General features: G+C 71.1%; 18 protein-coding genes. 8 read left to right on the forward strand and 10 right to left on the reverse strand.

All coding sequences use genetic code 11. The features are described from left to right. Positions 1-7: 7 nt before the first annotated feature. The 5 genes from ACIRFL_RS28940 to ACIRFL_RS28960 form a co-directional block, all read right to left on the reverse strand. Positions 8-169 carry a hypothetical protein gene (locus tag ACIRFL_RS28940; protein ID WP_404034098.1) on the reverse strand — a complete coding sequence of 54 codons (162 nt, stop codon included), beginning with the start codon at positions 167-169 and terminating at the stop codon, positions 8-10. Then, positions 166-1,056, reverse strand: a complete 891-nt coding sequence (locus tag ACIRFL_RS28945; RefSeq protein ID WP_404034100.1) for an ATP-binding protein — start codon at positions 1,054-1,056, stop codon at positions 166-168. The genes ACIRFL_RS28940 and ACIRFL_RS28945 overlap by 4 nt, the downstream gene beginning before the upstream one ends. Further along, positions 1,047-1,256 (reverse strand): hypothetical protein, encoded by a 210-nt coding sequence (locus ACIRFL_RS28950; protein WP_404034102.1) that lies wholly within the window; start codon positions 1,254-1,256, stop codon positions 1,047-1,049. The genes ACIRFL_RS28945 and ACIRFL_RS28950 overlap by 10 nt, the downstream gene beginning before the upstream one ends. Positions 1,257-1,326: 70 nt before the next feature. Continuing rightward, positions 1,327-3,135, reverse strand: a complete 1,809-nt coding sequence (locus ACIRFL_RS28955; protein ID WP_404034104.1) for a Mu transposase C-terminal domain-containing protein — start codon at positions 3,133-3,135, stop codon at positions 1,327-1,329. After that, entirely contained in the window at positions 3,101-3,868 is a 768-nt protein-coding gene (locus ACIRFL_RS28960) for a TnsA-like heteromeric transposase endonuclease subunit (protein ID WP_404034106.1), read from the reverse strand. The genes ACIRFL_RS28955 and ACIRFL_RS28960 overlap by 35 nt, the downstream gene beginning before the upstream one ends. Before the next feature lie 275 nt (positions 3,869-4,143). Here ACIRFL_RS28960 and ACIRFL_RS28965 point away from each other — a divergent pair, with 275 nt between their 5' ends. From ACIRFL_RS28965 to ACIRFL_RS28975, 3 genes are all read left to right on the forward strand, one after another. Further along, a complete protein-coding gene (locus ACIRFL_RS28965) occupies positions 4,144-4,665 on the forward strand; it encodes a helix-turn-helix domain-containing protein (RefSeq protein WP_404034108.1) in 522 nt (173 codons plus the stop codon). A gap of 78 nt (positions 4,666-4,743) precedes the next feature. After that, positions 4,744-5,541 carry a hypothetical protein gene (locus tag ACIRFL_RS28970; RefSeq protein ID WP_404034110.1) on the forward strand — a complete coding sequence of 266 codons (798 nt, stop codon included), beginning with the start codon at positions 4,744-4,746 and terminating at the stop codon, positions 5,539-5,541. Positions 5,542-5,642: 101 nt separating this feature from the next. Further along, positions 5,643-5,990, forward strand: coding sequence for a DUF2516 family protein (locus ACIRFL_RS28975; protein WP_351734894.1), 348 nt, complete (start codon positions 5,643-5,645; stop codon positions 5,988-5,990). 250 nt (positions 5,991-6,240) lie between these two features. On the opposite strand, the gene ACIRFL_RS28980 is transcribed toward ACIRFL_RS28975, so the two are convergent. From ACIRFL_RS28980 to ACIRFL_RS28990, 3 genes are all read right to left on the reverse strand, one after another. Continuing rightward, entirely contained in the window at positions 6,241-7,548 is a 1,308-nt protein-coding gene (locus tag ACIRFL_RS28980; protein ID WP_404034113.1) for a PP2C family protein-serine/threonine phosphatase, read from the reverse strand. Positions 7,549-8,144: 596 nt separating this feature from the next. Beyond that, the gene (locus tag ACIRFL_RS28985) at positions 8,145-9,245 is read right to left on the reverse strand and encodes an NlpC/P60 family protein (RefSeq protein ID WP_404034115.1); all 1,101 of its coding nucleotides are present in this window, start codon (positions 9,243-9,245) and stop codon (positions 8,145-8,147) included. 477 nt (positions 9,246-9,722) lie between these two features. Next, positions 9,723-10,568, reverse strand: coding sequence for a class I SAM-dependent methyltransferase (locus ACIRFL_RS28990; RefSeq protein WP_404034117.1), 846 nt, complete (start codon positions 10,566-10,568; stop codon positions 9,723-9,725). A 197-nt stretch (positions 10,569-10,765) separates the two neighbouring features. Here ACIRFL_RS28990 and mshA point away from each other — a divergent pair, with 197 nt between their 5' ends. Both mshA and ACIRFL_RS29000 read left to right on the forward strand, forming a co-directional pair. Beyond that, positions 10,766-12,103 (forward strand): D-inositol-3-phosphate glycosyltransferase, encoded by a 1,338-nt coding sequence (gene mshA / locus ACIRFL_RS28995; RefSeq protein WP_404034133.1) that lies wholly within the window; start codon positions 10,766-10,768, stop codon positions 12,101-12,103. Beyond that, on the forward strand, positions 12,096-12,602 hold the full coding sequence (locus ACIRFL_RS29000; RefSeq protein ID WP_404034119.1) for a YbjN domain-containing protein: 507 nt from the start codon (positions 12,096-12,098) through the stop codon (positions 12,600-12,602). Before mshA ends, ACIRFL_RS29000 begins: the two co-directional genes overlap by 8 nt. A gap of 85 nt (positions 12,603-12,687) precedes the next feature. Here the strand turns inward: ACIRFL_RS29000 and ACIRFL_RS29005 are convergent, their stop codons facing one another. Then, positions 12,688-13,485, reverse strand: a complete 798-nt coding sequence (locus ACIRFL_RS29005; protein ID WP_404034121.1) for an AraC family transcriptional regulator — start codon at positions 13,483-13,485, stop codon at positions 12,688-12,690. Positions 13,486-13,534: 49 nt separating this feature from the next. Here ACIRFL_RS29005 and ACIRFL_RS29010 point away from each other — a divergent pair, with 49 nt between their 5' ends. Next, positions 13,535-13,969 carry a DUF2000 family protein gene (locus ACIRFL_RS29010; RefSeq protein ID WP_404034123.1) on the forward strand — a complete coding sequence of 145 codons (435 nt, stop codon included), beginning with the start codon at positions 13,535-13,537 and terminating at the stop codon, positions 13,967-13,969. 90 nt (positions 13,970-14,059) lie between these two features. Here the strand turns inward: ACIRFL_RS29010 and ACIRFL_RS29015 are convergent, their stop codons facing one another. Further along, complete coding sequence (locus ACIRFL_RS29015; protein ID WP_404034125.1) at positions 14,060-15,352, reverse strand: MDR family MFS transporter; 1,293 nt, start codon at positions 15,350-15,352, stop codon at positions 14,060-14,062. Positions 15,353-15,502: 150 nt separating this feature from the next. Between ACIRFL_RS29015 and ACIRFL_RS29020 the strand changes: the two genes are divergently transcribed. Both ACIRFL_RS29020 and ACIRFL_RS29025 read left to right on the forward strand, forming a co-directional pair. Next, entirely contained in the window at positions 15,503-16,264 is a 762-nt protein-coding gene (locus ACIRFL_RS29020; protein ID WP_404034127.1) for a phosphoglyceromutase, read from the forward strand. A gap of 598 nt (positions 16,265-16,862) precedes the next feature. Next, complete coding sequence (locus tag ACIRFL_RS29025; protein ID WP_404034129.1) at positions 16,863-18,113, forward strand: IS110 family transposase; 1,251 nt, start codon at positions 16,863-16,865, stop codon at positions 18,111-18,113. Positions 18,114-18,559: the final 446 nt, after the last annotated feature.

Genomic DNA, 18,559 nt, shown 5'->3' on the forward strand with positions numbered 1-18,559 from the left:
GGTGTGCTCATCCAGCGGATCTCCGAGGAGTGGACTGGCCGGACTGAGTGGATTCACTGCTGTGGTCGATGCGGATCGTGGTCAGGACGGAGCGGGTGATGCGCTCGCTGCCATCCAGGATCGCGGTGACGGCTGCGGCGCGGATCAGGTGGGAGAGGCTTCCGATCATGCCGCCGCTGCGCTGGTGGAGATACTTCGACAGCGCACCAGGGTTCCGGGTTCGTGCTGGTGCAGCCGCAACGTGCCCTCCAGGCTGGCCACCAGCGACCGCCATTCGGCGTTGAGCGGGAAGGGGCCGGTGCGGATGAGCACGCAGCGGCCGGCGAGCTGGCTGCCGCGGATCCCGGCGAACAGCCCGGAGTGTTCGACGTTGATCCCGGCATATACGAACGTGGCGGGCAGGTGCTCGGTGAAGTACTTGAGATGGTCCGACAGCTCCTCGCCTGCGATCGTTGCGTGGTTCATCAGGTGGATTTCGTCGACCAGCACCAGGTCCGTCCGGGCCTCGATCAGCACTTGGCAGACCGCGCTGGTGACGTCGGTCGTGTTGTGCCGCGGCGTGATGAGCGGCAGACCGAGGAACCGGGCGAACTCCATCGCCAGCTTGCGGGGTGAGCCACGAGGAGGAGCGGTGATGTAGACGACCGGGATGCGGTCGCTGCCCGGATAGCGTTGCCGGACGCGCAGCTCATGGAGGCGAGCGAGCTGCTTGAGGGCGGTTGTCTTGCCGGTGGTCCACTCGCCGGAGACGATCAGTCCGCGACGAGCCCCGTGTTCGCGTTGGTTGAGCAGGGTCAGCAGTCGGCCCTGGTGGGCGATCTCCTTGACCGTGGAGGTCCGCACGACCTGGAGTTCGGAGTGGTAAGCGATGCGAGCCTCGTCGTAGGCATCCCTCTGCACCCCGTCCAGCGCCTGCCACCGGTCGTCGGGCAGCAGGTCGAACGTGGCGGGATCGGCGTCCACGAAATGCCGCCACCCGGATAACGTGGTGGACGGGTCGGTGCGTGGTTCCCCGGCGGGGTCCTCGTCGTCCGGCTCGGGCGGTTTCACCACCATCGTTCGGCTTCCTTCCGGGCGTCGAAGATCTCCAGCGGGATGACGTCGGCGAGTTCGTCGTCCGCGCCCTCATCGGTGTCGTCTTTGCCGGACTCGGGCGGGTCCGGGGGCGCCCAGGGCCGGTCGGGCGCACTGGTGGCGCGGGTGCGGGCGGCGACCTTGCGATCCCTGCGACTGCCCCGCTTTGGCTCCGCCGGCATGGCCGCGGACTCTTGTGGTCCGTCGCTGGCCCGATCCAGCAGCGCGAGGGCGGCCTGGGCAATCTCCTCCTCACTGACAGGATCGGCGCCCCTCCGGGCCAGAATGCGGCGGGCATGGTCCCAGGCCAGCTCGCCCATGGGCGTCGGGGGCGGTGCGAAGGTGCCGCCAAAGAGCAGTGATCCAGCTGCCTTGGCGGTGGTTGCGTACCCAGACGCGGGAGATGTCATAGGGGTCGTAGTGGACCTCCCAGCTCCGCCCGTCAGGGCCCATGCCGGAGGGCTGCCGACGGAACGGGTTCAACTCCGTGCTGTCGTAGGTGCGGTGGTTGATGCGGATCCCATAGGAGTTGATCGTCCGCCAGTGCCGGGGCAACAGCTCGATGTACTCATCGGGGCTGAGCGCGACCGGGACGTGCCCGGCGGCTGCGACCAGAGCGGCGTACTTCTCGTTCGGGCTCAAGGCCTTACCGGGCATCAGCGGATCGCGGAGCCCGTCGTGCGGCCGGTTCTGCCAGTGGACGATCCATTCCTGCAGCAGTTCTTGGAGCTGGTGGATCGTCCAGACCGCCTCGGCGGCTGGATGGGCGCCGCGGTGTTCGGTGCTGCGTCCCTTGTGGCCGGGAAGGTGCTGGATGAACATCGTGGCCACCGAGCCCAGCGTCTTCTCGATGTGCGGCTTGTCCGTCGGGGTATCGGGGTGGGCGGGCTGGAAGGAGATGCCCAGCGATTGGCAGGCTGAGCGGAACGTGTCGGAGATATAGGCCTTGCCCCGGTCGCAGACGATCATCTCCGGCGCGATCACGGGGACGGCTGCCGCCTGGGCCAGGCGTTCGTCCAGCGCAATGAGCGAGGTGTGCGGCAGCACCGAGCGGGACATCAGCAGGGCGTCCGCCCAGCCCGGACGCATCGGCTCCGGCGTCATCGCCCGGGCCAGCAGCAGGGCTGCGTCCACCGCCTTCGTCGACGGCCGCAGCACCGCCGCGGCCAGCGTGCGGGTCGCGATGTCGACGATGCCGGTCAGCTCGACGGTGTCCACCGTGCCGTCGTCGTGAACGACCAGCACGTCCAGCGGAGTCGAGTCGATCTCCATCACCTCGCCCGGCCGGGCCGCGGTGAGCTGGCCGAACATGCCGTCCGGCTGCTTGGCCAGCGAGCGGCGGGTGCGGGCCGAGCCCAGCGTGTGCCGCCCGGAGCTGACCGCACTCAGCAGCCGGTAGAACGTCGCGCGCGACGGCAGCGGCACCACTCCGGGGCCGTGTTCGGCCTCCAGGAGGCGTTCCATTCGGCGCCGCAGCACCTGCGCGGAGACCGTGGACCGGTCGGTCTGCTCGTCCACGATCTTCCGAAGGGCCTCGACCACCCGCCGGTCGGTGCGGCCCGTGCCGTCCGAGACGGTCCGCAGCCGCGGGTCGACCAGCCCGAGCACTCCCTCCCGCTCGAACCGGGCCCGCATGTCCTGTAGGACGGTCAGCGACACCGCCGTCCCCGCCGCCGCCAGCTCGGCTGCCTTCGCCAGTTCCCGCTGACGCAGGGACCAGACCGCCGGGTCGTACTCGGGTTTCACCGGGCCGTGCGGATCGTCCAGGGGCCGCCCGGTGAGCATCTCCACCAGGTGCCGCTGCCACCACTCGGCCCGCTCAACCGCCCTGGCTGGGAGTCCTTCCAGGGCTCCAGCCGGTGGGACGACCGTCCGCACCGAGGCCGGTGTGACCACCTCGAAGCCGGTGGAGGACAGCAGCTGGGCCAGCATCACCACACTCGCTGACTGGCCCTCGTCGACCAGCCGGACGGCAGTCCCCTCCAACGCGGCGACCGTATGCAGCCGTCCGTCGAAGCGGACCAGGTCACCCGCTCGCAGCAGCCGCGGACGCGACGGCATCCCCGCCTCCCTCCAGCACTTCACCGTGCCGGACCTGCGTGTCCGCCGACAGCAGCCCGCTATCCAAGTCCGTGGTCAGAACCCGGCGCCAGATCAGGTGGAACAACACCGGCAGCACCGCGATCTGATCACCTACCCTCCGAGCCCCGTCCAGTAGACCGGCGCCGTCAACGAATACCTCCACCAGGCGATCGGCGACGTCAGGGCGGTGTACCCGCGGATGCCGGTAGCCGGCCAGCCACCGCACGTTCGCCATCAGCACCGCATCCGGCGTCCCCACCCGGGCGAAGTCCCAGCCCACCGACCGGCAAGCCGCCGCAGTCACCGCGAACTTCACCGCGTCCTGCGGCTCGATCCGCTCATCAGGGCGCACGTCCACCACCAGGGCCGTGCCGTCGGCCAGGCGGACGAAGAAGTCCGGCGTGTGCCGCACCCGCTTCCCTCCCGGCTCCGCCCAGGACAGCCGGAACGGCTGTGAGGACATGCCTGTCACCAGCGGGTCGAAGTCGAGCAGCATCAGGCGATCACGCTCCAGCCACGACTCGTAGCCCACATGCCCGCCACACGTCGCCGACCAGTACCAGCCGCACCAGTTGCCCTGACCCCGAAACGCCGGAAACCGGCGCTCAGGCCGTACCGACTCGAACCGGACCGACCACAGACACCCCAGAGGCCCGCGCTCACGGACCCCGCCCGCGCTGACGTACTCCAGCTCGACGTCCTCCGCCGACACCTCACACGCATCCATCCGGGCCTCCGGAACGACGCCGACCAGCCACGGCGACCGTAGACACAGCCGCAGCGGCGTACCCGGAGAAGACCGAGACACCCCACTAAATGCCCGGAGATGACTGAGACGTCAGCTCAGATGCCCGGAGATCTCCGAGACTGCCCGGACATCACAGAGACAGGACACCAGCCATCCTGACTGCCGAGCGTGAGAGTGTCGACGCACTTTTGCAAGCGGGGTGCTTGCAATTGTTAGCGGGGGTGGGGCAAGGTGGACGTATGGCATCGCTCAACGTCGGCAACCTCGGGGAGTACCTGCGCGAGCAGCGCCGCAACGCGCGGCTCTCGCTCCGGCAGCTCGCCGACGCCGCCGGCGTGTCCAACCCGTACCTGAGCCAGATCGAGCGCGGGCTGCGCAAGCCGAGCGCGGAGGTGTTGCAGCAGGTCGCCAAGGCCCTGCGGATCTCCGCGGAGACGCTGTACGTCCGCGCCGGAATCCTCGACGCCGAGCGGGACCGCGACGAGGTGGAGACGCGCGCCGTCATCCTCGCCGACCCCACCCTCGACGAACGGCAGAAGCAGGTGCTGCTGCAGATCTACGAGTCCTTCCGCAAGGAGAACGGATTCCGGGGCGAAGGCGGCGCCACCGACGGCGGCGCAGGAGCCGGCCGCGGTGCGGTGGACGCGCGGGCGGGCGCCGACGGGAGCGACGGCCGCGAAGACCCGCACGACGACACCGCCGTGCAGGACACCCGCACGGACGACGGCAGTGACGCCGACCCGCAGCGGACGGCCGGTTGAGCCGGACCAGGGCACCGGCCGCCCCGCCGCGGACCACACAAACCCTCAGCCGAACGTGAATCCGGGAGGACCATCACCATGGCCATCACCGACGATCTGCGCAAGACCTTCAGCAACCCGACCCCGCTGTACTTCGCCGCCGGCACCGCGGACCTGGCCCTTCAGCAGGCCAAGAAGGTCCCCGGCCTGGTGGAGCAGCTGCGCAGCGAGGCCCCGGCCCGTATCGAGGCCGTGCGCAACACCGACCCGAAGGCCGTGCAGGAGCGGGCCGCCCTGCGGGCCAAGGAAGCGCAGGAAACCCTCCAGAGCAGGGCCAGGGACGCGCAGGTGAGCCTTCAGTCCAAGGTCAACGAGCTGTTCGGCACCCTCGACGGCGACCTGAAGAAGCTCGGCAGCACCCTCGACGCCGATCTGAAGAAGCTCGGCGAGTCCGCCCAGGACCTCGCCCTGCGCGGCGTCGGCGTCGCCGCCGAGTACGCCGTCAAGGCCCGCGAGACCTATGAGAAGGTCGCCGAGCACGGCGAGCAGGCGGTGCGGACCTGGCGCGGCGAGGCCGCCGAGGAGATCGAGGACCTGGCCGTCGCCGTCGAGCCGAAGACGCAGCGGGTGGCGGTCAAGGCCGAGCCGAAGCCCGCCGAGGCCCAGGCCGCGCCCGCGCCCGCGCCCGCTCCGGCGCCGGCGAGGAAGCCGGTGGCGAAGAAGGCCCCGGCCGACAAGGCGCCCGCGGAGCGGACCCCGGCCCCGAAGACGTCTCCGGCCCAGAAGGCGTCCCCGGCCCAGCGGGCCACCGCCCCGGTCGACAAGCCGTCCCCGGCCCAGAAGACCTCCCCGGCCCAGAAGCCGGCGGTCAAGAAGAGCACGCCGCCGGCCAAGTAAGGGGCTCTCTCGCGTACGGGCCGGGCACCCTTGGGGTGTCCGGCCCGTTGTACGGGTACGGTTGCCGCGTAGGAGTCGGGAAAGAACGGGCGGTGGGCGACATGCTGATGTTGGGCTTCGCGGGGTTCCTGGGGCTGCTGAAGATCGTCCTGATGGCCCTGGCCGCGTTCGGGCTGTTCGACGCGGCGTTCCGCCGTGAGGACGCCTTCCGCGCGGCCGACAAGCAGAACAAGGTGTTCTGGCTGATCATCCTCGCCATCGCGCTGGTGGTGAGCTATCTGTTCTCGATCCTGTCGTTCCTGCCGGTCATCGGCGTGATCGCGAGCATCGTCTACATCGTGGATGTGCGGCCCGCGCTCAAGCAGGTGTCGGGCGGCAGCGGCTGGGGCCGCCGCCGCGGCGGAAGCAGCAGCGACGGTCCGTACGGCCCGTACAACGGCGGCCGCTGACCGTCATCCGCCCGGGCGCTCCCGGCAACCGCGCCCGGCGGGCCTACCGGCTGACCCGCCCTCGCCATGACCGCCGCCCACCACGGTCCTGGGCGCCTGTACGGGTGTGCTGCCGCACGTCAGCGGCGACAGACGGCACCGACGCGGCGCCGCCCCGCCCTGGCACCGCCACGCCGGCCGCAAAGGGAACCGGCACATCGTCACGCCGGGCACGGACACCACGCAGGCCATGCGCCGCCCGGGGGCGTCGTCACGGCTGTGGGGTCCGGTCCAGCAGGAGTACCGCCACGTCGTCCGTCAGTTCTCCGCCGTTGAGGTCGCGGACCTCGTGGACCGCGGCCCGCAGCAGGTTCTCGCCGCGCAGGCCCTCGGCGAACTGGCGGCGGATCATGCTCACCATGCCGTCCTGCCCGAGGCGTTCCCCGCCCTCTCCGATCCGGCCCTCGATCAGACCGTCGGTGTAGAGCATCAGGCTCCACTCCGCACCCAGCTCCACCTGCATGCGCGGCCAGCGGGCGGCGGGGAGCAGGCCGAGCGCGGGGCCGTTGTTGTCGTACGGCAGCAGCCGGGCCGGGCAGTCCGGGCGGGCGAGCAGCGGGGAGGGGTGGCCGGCCAGGCACAGGCCCGCCCAGCGGCCGTCGGGGGAGATGTCCACCGTGCACAGCGTCGCGAAGATCTCCTCGTCCGAGCGCTCGTGCTCCAGCACCTGCTGGAGCGTGCCGAGCAGTTCGTCGCCGCACAGTCCGGCCAGCGTCAGCGCCCGCCACGCTATGCGCAGCTCCACGCCGAGCGCGGCCTCGTCGGGGCCGTGCCCGCTGACGTCGCCGATCATGGCGTGCACGGTGCCGTCCGGCGTGCGTACGGTGTCGTAGAAGTCACCGCCGAGCAGCGCGCGGGAGCGGCCGGGGCGGTAGCGGGCGGCGAAGCGCAGCGACGAGCCCTCCAGCAGGGGCGTCGGCAGCAGGCCGCGCTCCAGACGGCGGTTCTCCTGGGCGCGCAGCCGCCCCTCGGCGAGCCGCCGCTCGGCCGATTCGGAACGCTTGCGCTCCACCGCGTAGCGGATGGCCCGGCTCAGCAGCCGGCCGTCCAGTTCGTCCCGGAAGAGGTAGTCCTGGGCGCCCACGCGCACCGCCTCGGCGCCGCGCTCGGCGTCGTTGGACGCGGTCAGGGCGAGGACGGCGTGCCGGGGTGCGAGTTCCAGGACGTGCTTGAGCACGGCCAGCTCGTCGTCGTCGGCGCCGGAGCGGCCGGGCGCCGGGAGCGCGAGGTCCAGCAGGATGCAGTGGACGTCGTCGGTGAGCAGCCGTCCGGCCTCGGTGAGGTTGCGGGCGGTGCGGACGCGGATCGGCTTACCGGCCGAGTCCAGCAGTTCGGGCACGATCGGCGAACCGGCCGGATCGTCCTCGATCAGCAGCAGGGTCAGGGTGGCGCCGGCCGAGGCGCCGGCTTCCCTTCGGTCGGCCTCTTCCTTGAGGGGGCCGCCGACGGCCGACCCGGCCTGCGCCTGACCACTCTCCGCGGCCGGAATGGCTCTCTGCCGCGGTACGGGTACGGGCATGGTGTTGGGTTCCTTCCCTCCCCCCGAGGGCACGGCGGGGCGAGGGACCTCGACCCACCCGACGGGGACCATAGCGGTACTGGGCGCCGCAACGGAATGGTGTGAGCCGCGTCGCTCCGCCTCAGGCCACTGTCATATGCCGCGTTCCGTACCGCAGTTGGACACGGTGGCGCCACCGACGGAATGACGAAGCTCACGTCCCACCGCGGTTTGCCGAACCGAAGCACGTGCGCTGCGTCACATACCCCGCGGGCCCGGCGCCCGTCGCACCGGGCCCGCGCGCCCGACGCCTTCCGCGCCCCGCTTACGCGCCGGCGTCCCCTTGCTCCCGTTTACGCACCCGGGGCACCACGCAGGCCTACGCACCCGGTGTCCCCCGCGCCCGGCGCCTTCCGCGCCCCGCTCGCGCGCCCCGGGTCTTTGCCCTCTGCTCCCGCGATCGGCGCCCGCCGCGCCGACTTACGCGCCCGGGGGCCCCTCGCGCCCGGGCTCACGCGTCCGGCACCTTCCGCGCCGCGCTTGCGCGTCCATGGCCCCCCGCATGCGGCGCCCCCTGCACCCGCGGCATACGCGCCCGGCGTCCCTCGCGCCCCCGCTTACGTGCCCGGGGCATCCGCGTCCGGGCGTACCACGCCCAGGATTGGCATGGAGCCGGCGCCTGCGATCGTCACCGTTCGTCCGGGGCGGGGGGCGTGGACGATCGCGCCGTCGCCCACGTACATCCCGACGTGGCTGGCGTCGTCGAAGTAGATGATGAGGTCGCCGGGGCGCATGTCCGCGGCCTCGATGTGCCGGAGCTGCTTCCACTGCTCCTGCGAGGTGCGCGGGACGGGCCGCCCGGCCGCCGCCCATGCCTGGGACGTCAGGCCCGAGCAGTCGAACGTGTCCGGACCCTCCGCGCCCCACTCGTACGGCTTGCCGAGCTGGGCCGAGGCGAACGCGACGGCCTTCTTGCCCTGCGCGGACGCCTTGCCGGTGATCTCCTTGAGTATCCCGGTGTCGAGCCAGGCGGTCTGCGCCCGGTACGCGGCCTGCCGCTCCAGCTCGGCCAGCCGCTTCTTCTCCTGCTTCTCCAGCTGGGATTCCAGCTTCTCCGCGGCGGCGATCTGCCGCTTGATCTTCTTCTTGGCGGCGGCCTTCGCCTTGCGGCCCGCCTCCAGCTTCTCCCACTGGGCGGAGGCGTCCTTCGCGTACTGCTCCAAGTCATGCTGGGTACGGGTCATTTCGCCGATCAGACCCTTGGTGGCCCGCTGACCCTGGAGCACCCGTCCCGCGCCGTTCAGGAACTGCTGCGGGTCGTCGCTCAGCATCAGCCGGGCCTCCGGCGGCAGCCCCCCGGTGCGGTACTGGGCGCGCGCCGCGGCGCCCGCGCGGTCCTTCAAGTCGTCCAGTCTGCGCTGGCCTTGGACGATCTTCCGGGCCAGCTCGACGATCTCGGCGGACTGCTCCTTCGCCTTCTCCTCGGCCGCGTTGTAGGCGTCGGTGGCCACCGCCGCGTCGTGGTAGAGCCGGTCGAGCCTCTTGCGGACGGCCTCCAGGTCCCTGTTGGGCGGAAGGCTCGGGGAGTTCGACGGCGAGGCGGTGGTGGACGGCGTCGGCGAGGGGGTCGCGAGCGCAGTGCCGGGCGCCGCCAGCACGGTGATCGCGCAGACCACGGCCACTGCCGTCGTGGTCAGGCCGCGCTTGCCCGTTTCCATACCATGCACCCCAAACTGATTTACCGTCAGTAACTTGTGCGCAGGGGGGATCGTGCCATGTCGCGGCGTAAAGCGACAGAGGGGTACTTGGCGAGTCCTGCCCTCTTTCCCGCTCGATCACGACGATCTCCCGTCTTTGTGACGAACGACTCACGTAGATCGTTCCTCACCACGCATAGTGCCGCGCACCTTCGGTCGCACCGGGTCACGGCACGCGGAACAGGGGCAGCTTGGTGCGGCGTTGATGACTCTTCACCGGCCGACGGACGAGGACTATCAGTTGTTCATACCGGCCCCCGCCGCCACCTGGACCCTTGGCTCCGGAGGCGCCGCTAATCGCCCCGCCCGATCTCGGACGTCAACGCGCCCTACACCACGCCCCCTTGTTCAGGGCGCCGATGTGGCCCGGTGTGCTGATACCCGTATGGTCCCCAACCCCAGGTGCCCCCGCGCCCACTTGGCCCGTAGTGCCGTCCCCTACCCCCGGGGCGCCAACGCGCTCCACTCCACCGTCACTTCGCCCTGCCGCCAGCGTGGTGGTGAGTCCGTCACCGGCCAGTCGGTCGTCAGGTCCCGTATCGCTCGGGTCCAGCGCTGCCGGGCGCCGTAGGCGGCGTAGGGCGCGGCGGCGGCCCAGGCGCGGTCGAAGTCGCGCAGGAAGGCGTGCACCGGCTCGCCGGGCACATTGCGGTGGATGAGCGCCTTCGGGAGGCGTTCGGCGAGGTCGGACGGGCGCTCAAGGGAGCCGAGCCGGGTCGCGAAGGTGACCGTCCGCGGGCCGTCCGGGCCGAGCGCCACCCACACGTGCCGCCGTCCGATCTCGTCGCAGGTGCCCTCAACGAGCAGCCCGCCGCGGGAGCGCCCGTCGGCCGGGGCGAGCCGCGCGCACAGCCGCCTCCAGACGTCGGCCACTTCGGCCTCGTCGTACTGGCGCAGCACGTTGGCGGCCCGGATGAGGTGCGGGCGCCGGGGCACGGGGACCTCGAAGCCGCCGTGCCGGAAGCGCAGCCCGGCGCGCTCGTACGGCTTGGCCGCCGCGACCCGGGCCGGTTCGATCTCGACGCCGACCACCTGTGTGCGGGGCGCGACGGCGCGCAGCCGGCCGAGCAGTTCGACGGCGGTCCAGGGCGCGGCCCCGTAACCGAGGTCGACGGCCACCGGGTCTGCGGCGCGCCGCAGTTCGGCGCCGTGCGTGGCGGCGATCCAACGGTCCATGCGGCGCAGGCGGTTCGGATTGGTCGTCCCGCGTGTCACCGTGCCCACGACGGGGGCGCCCCCGTTCGAGCGAAGCCGAGGGCGGGGGGCGGCGGCGCGGGCTGTCATGCGTACGAGAGTAAGCGCGCCCGCGGATACCCACGCATTCCCGTATCGAACGGTTCAGCGATCACGGGTAATGGTTGGGTAAAGCCTGCGATCGGGAAGACGATCGGGAAATGGAGGTGCCCCCTCCGCTGTTGCACCACCTTGAAGGGCGTACCACGTCCTGCGAACGGCATGCCAGCGACGAGGAGGAACGCCACGTGAGCCAGTACGTCAGCAGGCTCGGGCGTCGCTCACCGGCCACGCCCCCGCGGCTGCGACTGCACCGCAGACCCCGCCGCGTGGCCATGCTCTCCGTGCACACCTCACCGCTCCACCAGCCCGGCACCGGCGACGCCGGCGGCATGAACGTCTACATCGTGGAGCTGGCGCAGCGCCTCGCCGCGATCAACATCGAGGTGGAGATCTTCACCCGGGCCACCGCGGGCGGCCTCGCGCCGACGGTGCAGCTCGCCCCCGGCGTGCTCGTCCGGCACGTCGACGCGGGCCCCTACGAGGGCCTGGCGAAGGAAGACCTCCCGGCCCAGCTGTGCGCCTTCACCCACGGCGTGATGCAGGCGTGGGCCGGCCACCGCCCCGGCCACTACGACCTGGTCCACTCCCACTACTGGCTCTCCGGCCACGTCGGCTGGCTCGCCGCCCAGCGCTGGGGCGTGCCCCTGGTGCACGCCATGCACACCATGGCCAAGGTCAAGAACGCCAGTCTGGCCGAGGGCGACACCCCGGAGCCCGCCGCCCGGGTCATCGGCGAGATGCAGATCGTCACCGCCGCCGACCGGCTGATCGCCAACACGGCCGAGGAGGCGGGCGAACTCGCGCGGCACTACGCCGCCGACCCGGCGAGGGTCGCCGTGGTCCACCCGGGCGTGAACCTGGAGCGCTTCCTGCCGGCCGACGGCCGCGCCGCCGCCCGCGCCCGCCTCGGCCTGCCGCAGGACGCCCTGGTGCCGCTGTTCGCGGGCCGCATACAGCCCCTGAAGGCCCCCGACGTGCTGCTGCGCGCCGTGGCCGTCCTCCTCGACGAGTGCCCCCGGCTGCGGTCGCGGATCGTCGTGCCGGTGGTCGGCGGGCCCAGCGGCAGCGGCCTCGCCAAGCCCGAGGGGCTGCAGAAACTCGCCGCCCGGCTCGGCATCGCCGATGTCGTGCGGTTCCATCCGCCCGTCGGCCAGGAACGGCTTGCCGACTGGTTCCGGGCCGCCTCGGTGCTGGTGGTGCCGTCGTACAGCGAGTCCTTCGGGCTGGTCGCGATAGAGGCGCAGGCGGCCGGCACGCCCGTGCTCGCGGCCTCGGTCGGCGGGCTCCCGGTGGCGGTGCGCGACGGCGAGACCGGCTTCCTGGTGCGGGGCCACGACCCGGCCGACTACGCGCGCGTGCTGCGCCGCTTCGCCGAGGACCCGGCGCTGTCCGCCCGCATGGGCGCCGCCGCGGCCCGGCACGCGCAGTCCTTCGGCTGGGACACCGCGGCCGCCGCCACCGCCGACGTCTACACGGCCGCGACCCAGGCGTACCGCCGTCGCGTACGCTCGCCCCATGGGTGAGGCTTCACAGCAGCGGGCGGCGCAGGTCATCGAGGGCGCCCTGAAGGACGCCGAACTGGAGTGGGAGAGCCCCGAGTCCGGCACCTACGTGGTCAAGCTCCCCGGCACCCGCAAGCTGTCGACGACGGTCTCCCTCATCGTCGGCCGCCACTCCCTGTCGCTCAACGCGTTCGTGATCCGCCACCCCGACGAGAATGAGGCGGCCGTCCACCGCTGGCTCCTGGAGCGCAACCTCAGGCTGTACGGCGTGAGTTACGCCGTCGACCCGCTCGGCGACATCTACGTCACCGCCCGGCTGCCGCTGTCCTGCGTCACCGCCGAGGAGACCGACCGCCTGCTCGGCCAGGTCCTGGAGGCCGCGGACGGCAGCTTCAACACGCTCCTGGAACTCGGCTTCGCCTCGGCGATCCGCAAGGAGTACGCCTGGCGGGTGTCCCGGGGCGAGTCGACCCGGAACCTGGACGCGTTCGCCCACCTGACGCAACGCCCGACCGACTGACCGCAGGACTCCGTTTCGCTGCCGCAGGTCGGCGTACGATTTCCCGTCCGCAGGTCGGCGTACGCCCGCGCGGCCCGTACGGCGTTCAGCGCGCGCCGAGCCGGTAGCGGCCCGGGGTGACGCCCACCAGCCGCTTGAAGTGCCGGGTCAGATGGGCCTGGTCGTAGAACCCGGTCACCGAGGCCACCTCGCCCGCCGCCCGCCCGTCGAGCAGCAGGCGGCGTGCGCGCTCGACCCGGCGTGACATCAGGTACTGGTGCGGCGCGATCCCGTAGGCGGAGCTGAACGCCCGTACCAGGTGCGCCGGATGGGCGTACAGCAGCCGTGCCGCCTCCTCAAGACCGATGCCGTGCGCGATCCGCTCGTCCAGCAGCTCCCGCAGGGAACGGGCCAGCGCGGGATCCCGGCGGACCTGCGCCGCCCCGACCCGGGGCCGCAGATGGGCCCGCAGCCGCTCCTCGACGAGCGTCAGCCGGCTCTCCGCCTCCAACTCGTCGCCCGGCCGCGCGAGCGCGCCGTGCACCTGCCCGACGCGCCGGCGCAGCAGCGGATCGCGCAGGTCGGGGCCGTCGACCGCGGGGCCGATCAGATCGTCGCCGAGCCGCGAGGCGTCGAGGTAGAGGACGCGCTTGCGGAAGCCGTGCGGGGTGGCGGGGGAGCCGTTGTGCGGGACGTGCGGCGGCAGCAGCGAGACCGTGTCGTGCGGGGTGCCGTGCTCATGCCGGTCCAGGTCGTAGCGGACGGCGCCGTCGTCGACGATCAGCAGCGTCCACGCCTGGTGGACGTGCATCGGGTACGCGTACTCGGTGAAACGCGCATGGAAGACCTCCACGACACCCGGGACCCGCGGGCGCCAGGCGGAGACTTCCGGACGCACGGCCATGCAAAGAACGTACAAGACGCCGTCCCGGGCCGCCGGGCAGTCTCACTGCATGAGCACGCAGAGCCCGGAACCCGTCCGCTTCGACACCAAGATCGCCGTACTGCTCCGCGCCGACCTGGAGCCCTGGCAGCGCCTGAACGTCACCGCGTTCCTGGTCAGCGGCCTCGGCGCGCAGGCGCCCGAGGTGATCGGGGAGCCCTACGAGGACGCGGACGGCGTGCGCTACCTGCCCATGTTCCGCCAGCCGGTCCTGGTCTTCGAGGGCACCAAGGAGACGCTGACCACCGCCCACGGCCGGGCCCTGACCCGCGCGCTGCCCCGGGCCGTGTTCACCTCGGACCTGTTCGGCACGGGCAACGACCGGGACAACCGCGCGGCCGTCCGGGCGGTGCCCACGGCGGAACTGGACCTCGTGGGACTCTCGGTGTACGGGCCGCGCAACGCGGTCGACAAGGTGCTCAAGGGTGCCCGCATGCATCCGTGAAGGTGCTGAAGGGTGCTGAGGGGGCGTGCGCCCGTGAAGGGCTGAAGGGGCGGGCAGGCACCCGTGGCGCACGCCGGCCCGGTTTCCGGATCAGGCCGCGCGGACCTCGGACTCGCTGCCGTTGGGCGCGGGGGAGGGCGGCGCGGTCTGCTCGGTGGGCAGCCGCCGCATCAGCAGCCCGTACCCGAGTGCCGCGGCCGTACCGACGAGGGCGCACATCCCCCACAGCCACTCCGCGCCGAAGCGGTCGATGACCAGGCCGGACATCAGAGGCGCGACCAGCCCCGCGACGGACCACGACAGCGTGTACATGCCCTGGTAGCGGCCGCGTCCGTGCACCGGCGACAGGCGTACCACCAGACCCGTCTGGGTGGGCGCGTTCACGATCTCGGCCAGCGTCCACACGCACACGGTGAGCGCGAACACACCGACCGACCCGGCGAACGCGGTGAGCCCGAAGCCGTACCCGGCGATCAGCGAGGAGATCACGAGCAGCCGCCGCGGGTCCCGGTGCTCGATGAAGCGGGTCACGGGGATCTGCAGGGCGACGATCAGCACACCGTTGACGGCGATCGCCATGCCGTAGTCGGCGGGCGAGAACCCGGCCGAGCCCATTGCCACCGGCAGTCCGACCGCGCCCTGCTGGAAGACCACCGCGACCAGGAAGGACAGCCCGACGACGGCCATGAACCGCCCGTCGCGCAGCACGGTCCGCAGACTCACCTCGTCCTTGCGGCCACGGCCGCCCTGCTCGCCGGCCGTCTCGCCGGCCTTCTCGTCGGCACGGACCGGCCGCGACTCGGGCAGCTTCACGAACACGACGACCGCGCAGACGGCCGTCATCGCCGCCTCGATCAGGAAGCCGGCCAGATAACTGACCTCGGCGATGAAGCCCGCACCCATGGAGGAGACGGCGAAGCCCAGGTTGATGGCCCAGTAGTTCAGGGAGAACGCCCGGACCCGGTCCTCGGGCCGGACGATGTCCGCCATCATCGCCTGCACGGCGGGCCGCGAGGCGTTGGAGGCCATGCCGACGAGGAAGGCGACGGCGGCGATCGCGACGGGGTCGCGCATGAACCCGAGCAGCGCCACCGAGGCGGCGGTGGCCGACTGCGCGATGAGCAGCGTCGGCCGCCGCCCCAGCCGGTCGGCCATCACGCCGCCGCCGAGCGAGGAGACCACCCCGCCCAGCCCGTGCAGCGAGGCGACGAGACCCGCGTACGACGCGCTGTACCCCTCGTGCACGGTCAGGTAGAGCGCCATGTACGTGGCGACGAAGCCGCCGAGCCGGTTGACGAGGGTGCTGGTCCACAGCCACCAGAACTCCCGGGGCAGCCCGGACACGGTCTGCCGGGCGGCGCGTCTGAGTGCGGCGACGGACATGGACGGACCCCCGGATGTAAGCGGCTCAGGTATTGATCGCAACTTACGAGAGCGCCGCCGGTGAGGGCCACCCAATTAACAGATGCCGTCAACCGTCCGGCTTCCGGGCGCGTCCGCAGGGGGCCGAATGCGTGGATTACGCTCTGAGGCATGGCCGACGCACCGTACAAGCTGATCCTGCTCCGCCACGGCGAGAGCGAGTGGAACGCGAAGAACCTGTTCACCGGCTGGGTGGACGTCAACCTCAACGAGAAGGGCGAGAAGGAGGCGATCCGCGGCGGTGAGCTGCTCAAGGACGCCGGCCTGCTGCCCGACGTGGTCCACACGTCCCTCCAGAAGCGCGCGATCCGCACCGCGCAGCTCGCGCTGGAGGCCGCCGACCGCCACTGGATCCCGGTCCACCGCTCCTGGCGCCTGAACGAGCGCCACTACGGTGCGCTCCAGGGCAAGGACAAGGCGCAGACGCTCGCGGAGTTCGGCGAGGAGCAGTTCATGCTGTGGCGCCGCTCCTACGACACCCCGCCGCCCCCGCTGGCGGACGGCGCGGAGTTCTCCCAGTCGGACGACCCGCGCTACGCGTCCATCCCGCCGGAGCTGCGCCCGAAGACGGAGTGCCTGAAGGACGTCGTCGTCCGCATGCTCCCCTACTGGTACGACGGCATCGTCCCGGACCTGCTCGCCGGCCGCACGGTCCTGGTCGCCGCCCACGGCAACAGCCTGCGCGCCCTGGTCAAGCACCTGGACGGCATCTCCGACGCCGACATCGCGGGCCTGAACATCCCCACGGGCATCCCCCTGTCCTACGACCTCGACGATAACTTCAAGCCCCTCACCCCCGGCGGCACCTACCTCGACCCAGCCGCAGCGGCAGCAGCCATCGAGGCAGTGAAGAACCAGGGCAAGAAGAAGTAACGCGACACCGGTAAGCCCCCCACCTGCGAATTCCCTGCGGGTGGGGGGCTTTTAGGTGGCCTCGGGCCGTCTCTGGGCCGCCAGCTGCTGATCGGGCCGTCAGGTACGTCGGCGCCAGCGCCGCCCGCGCGCGGCCCGGCCCCCGGCCGGGCCTGCGCTCCTGTCTCCGCCCCGCTCCAGCCCGGCCGGCGCCCGTGCCGCGCTCAAAGCATGCAGCCGCCCGATGCCAGAGAAGTGGTATGTCGTGTCTGGGGCGGTCGGCTCCACGGCTTTAGGCAGCCACTTTGGCGCGAGCCTCGAAGATCATGGCCCCAACGTCGTGCTTTAACGGGCAGATCCACAGCCTGCCCGACACGCCGGAAGCTTACGGGGCCATGATCACTCGCCCCAAAGCAGCTCCGTAAGTTATTCGGTGGCCCGGGAGGGCCGGATGTGGCTTCAAAGCAGCTTGCCGACCGTGGCTTGGCTGGAGTGGCCGTCCGGTCCTTCGGGGCGCCCTGGTCGCTGATTGAAATATGCGGAACGGGTCGCTGTTTACGGAGCTGACGACGGGGTGTCCTACGGGCCGACGGAAGAAACTCGGCTGCGGGAGGGACGCGTGAGCAAACAGCGGGCCCGGATATGGGTCGGTATCGACACAGGCAAGGGCCATCACTGGGCCGCGGTGGTCGACGAGACCGGTGCGACTCTGTGGTCGAAGAAGATCGAAAATGACGAGTCGGCGATCCTGACCGCACTCGGCGAGATTCTGGACCTGGCCGACGAGGTGCACTGGGCGGTGGACATCTCCAGCAGGTCCTCCGCGCTGTTACTGGCGCTGCTGGCAGCCCACGGGCAGCGGGCCGTCTACGTGCCCGGGCGGACGGTCAACCGCGTGGCCGGCGCCTATCGGGGCGAGGCCAAAACGGATGCCCGCGACGCCTACGTCATCGCCGAAACCGCCCGCCACCGCCGGGACTTCACCACCCTCGACGTGCCCGCACAGCTGGCCGCCGACCTCGCGCTCCTGACCGCTCACCGAACCGACCTGGTCACCGACCGGGTTCGGACGGTCAACCGGCTCCGTGACGTGCTCACGGGCATGTTCCCCGCCCTGGAGCGAGCCTTTGACTACTCGGCCCGCAAGGGCGCACTGGTGCTGTTGACCAGCTACCAGACCCCAGCTGCCCTCCGCCGACGCGGCCTGGCCCGCCTGACCTCTTGGCTGGTCAATCGAGGTGTCCGCGACGCAGACAGCGTGGCCGCGACGGCCGTGGAAGCCGCCCAGGCCCAGCAGACCGCACTGCCCGGCGAGGACGCCGCTGCACAGATCGTCGCCGACCTGGCTACGCAGATCCTGGCCCTGGACGACCGGCTCAAGCGCATCGACCGGCAGATCCGCGACGCCTTCCGCACCCACCCACAGGCCGAGATCATCGAGTCGCTACCCGGCATGGGACCCATCCTCGGAGCCGAGTTCGTCGTCGCCGCGGGCGACGTGACCGCCTACGCCGACGCCGGCCACCTTGCCTCAGCCGCCGGACTGGTCCCTGTCCCACGCGATTCCGGACACCGCACCGGCAACCTGCACCGCCCCAAGCGCTACAGCCGCCGCCTGCGCAGAGTCTTCTACCTCTCCGCGCAGACCAGCATCATCCGCGACGGCCCCAACCGGGAGTACTACCTCAAGAAACGCGGTGAGGGCTGCAAACACGTCCAGGCCGTCATCGCCCTCGCACGACGCCGCACCAGTGTGTTGTGGGCACTCCTACGCGACGACCGGGCAAGACGGCTTGACTCAACGCGAGGCCAAAAAGCCCGCAGCGTGGCTGAGGCCGGCGGGGCTGCAGCGAGACATACGCGCACCTGATCGGTCGGCGTGCCCGCCCTCGTGGCTGACGTTCGTCGGCTGAGGATTTTGAGTCCTGTCCAGTGGAAGTCCTACATTGAAGGGTCGCACTCATACCAGGGCGAGGTAATGGGTAAGGTGCAACTCCAAGAAAAATTCAAGGCTAAGATGGATGCTGCGCTTCGTGATAAGTCCGTTTTGGAGAGCCAAGACTGGTCAGGGGTTTCAAGCCATAATTGACGTGATCATTACGGCTTTCGATTAGGTGCCATCTCAGGGGTAGACATCGAGGTAGGCGGCCACGCGCTGTAGAGGCGTCCTGGGCCGCTGGACGACACCGGCACGGCGCCGGCGGCGAGATTCGAATGCGCGTTACTCAGGTTGAACTCGTGGAGTCCGGTGGCCCGTGACGCTTCTTGATCGTTGCGGTATGACGTCGTCATGCGGTACGCGCATGGGGGCGGCCT

The sequence above is a fragment of the Streptomyces sp. NPDC102462 genome, assembly GCF_044765425.1.
In the GTDB taxonomy this organism is placed as follows: Bacteria; Actinomycetota; Actinomycetes; order Streptomycetales; family Streptomycetaceae; genus Streptomyces.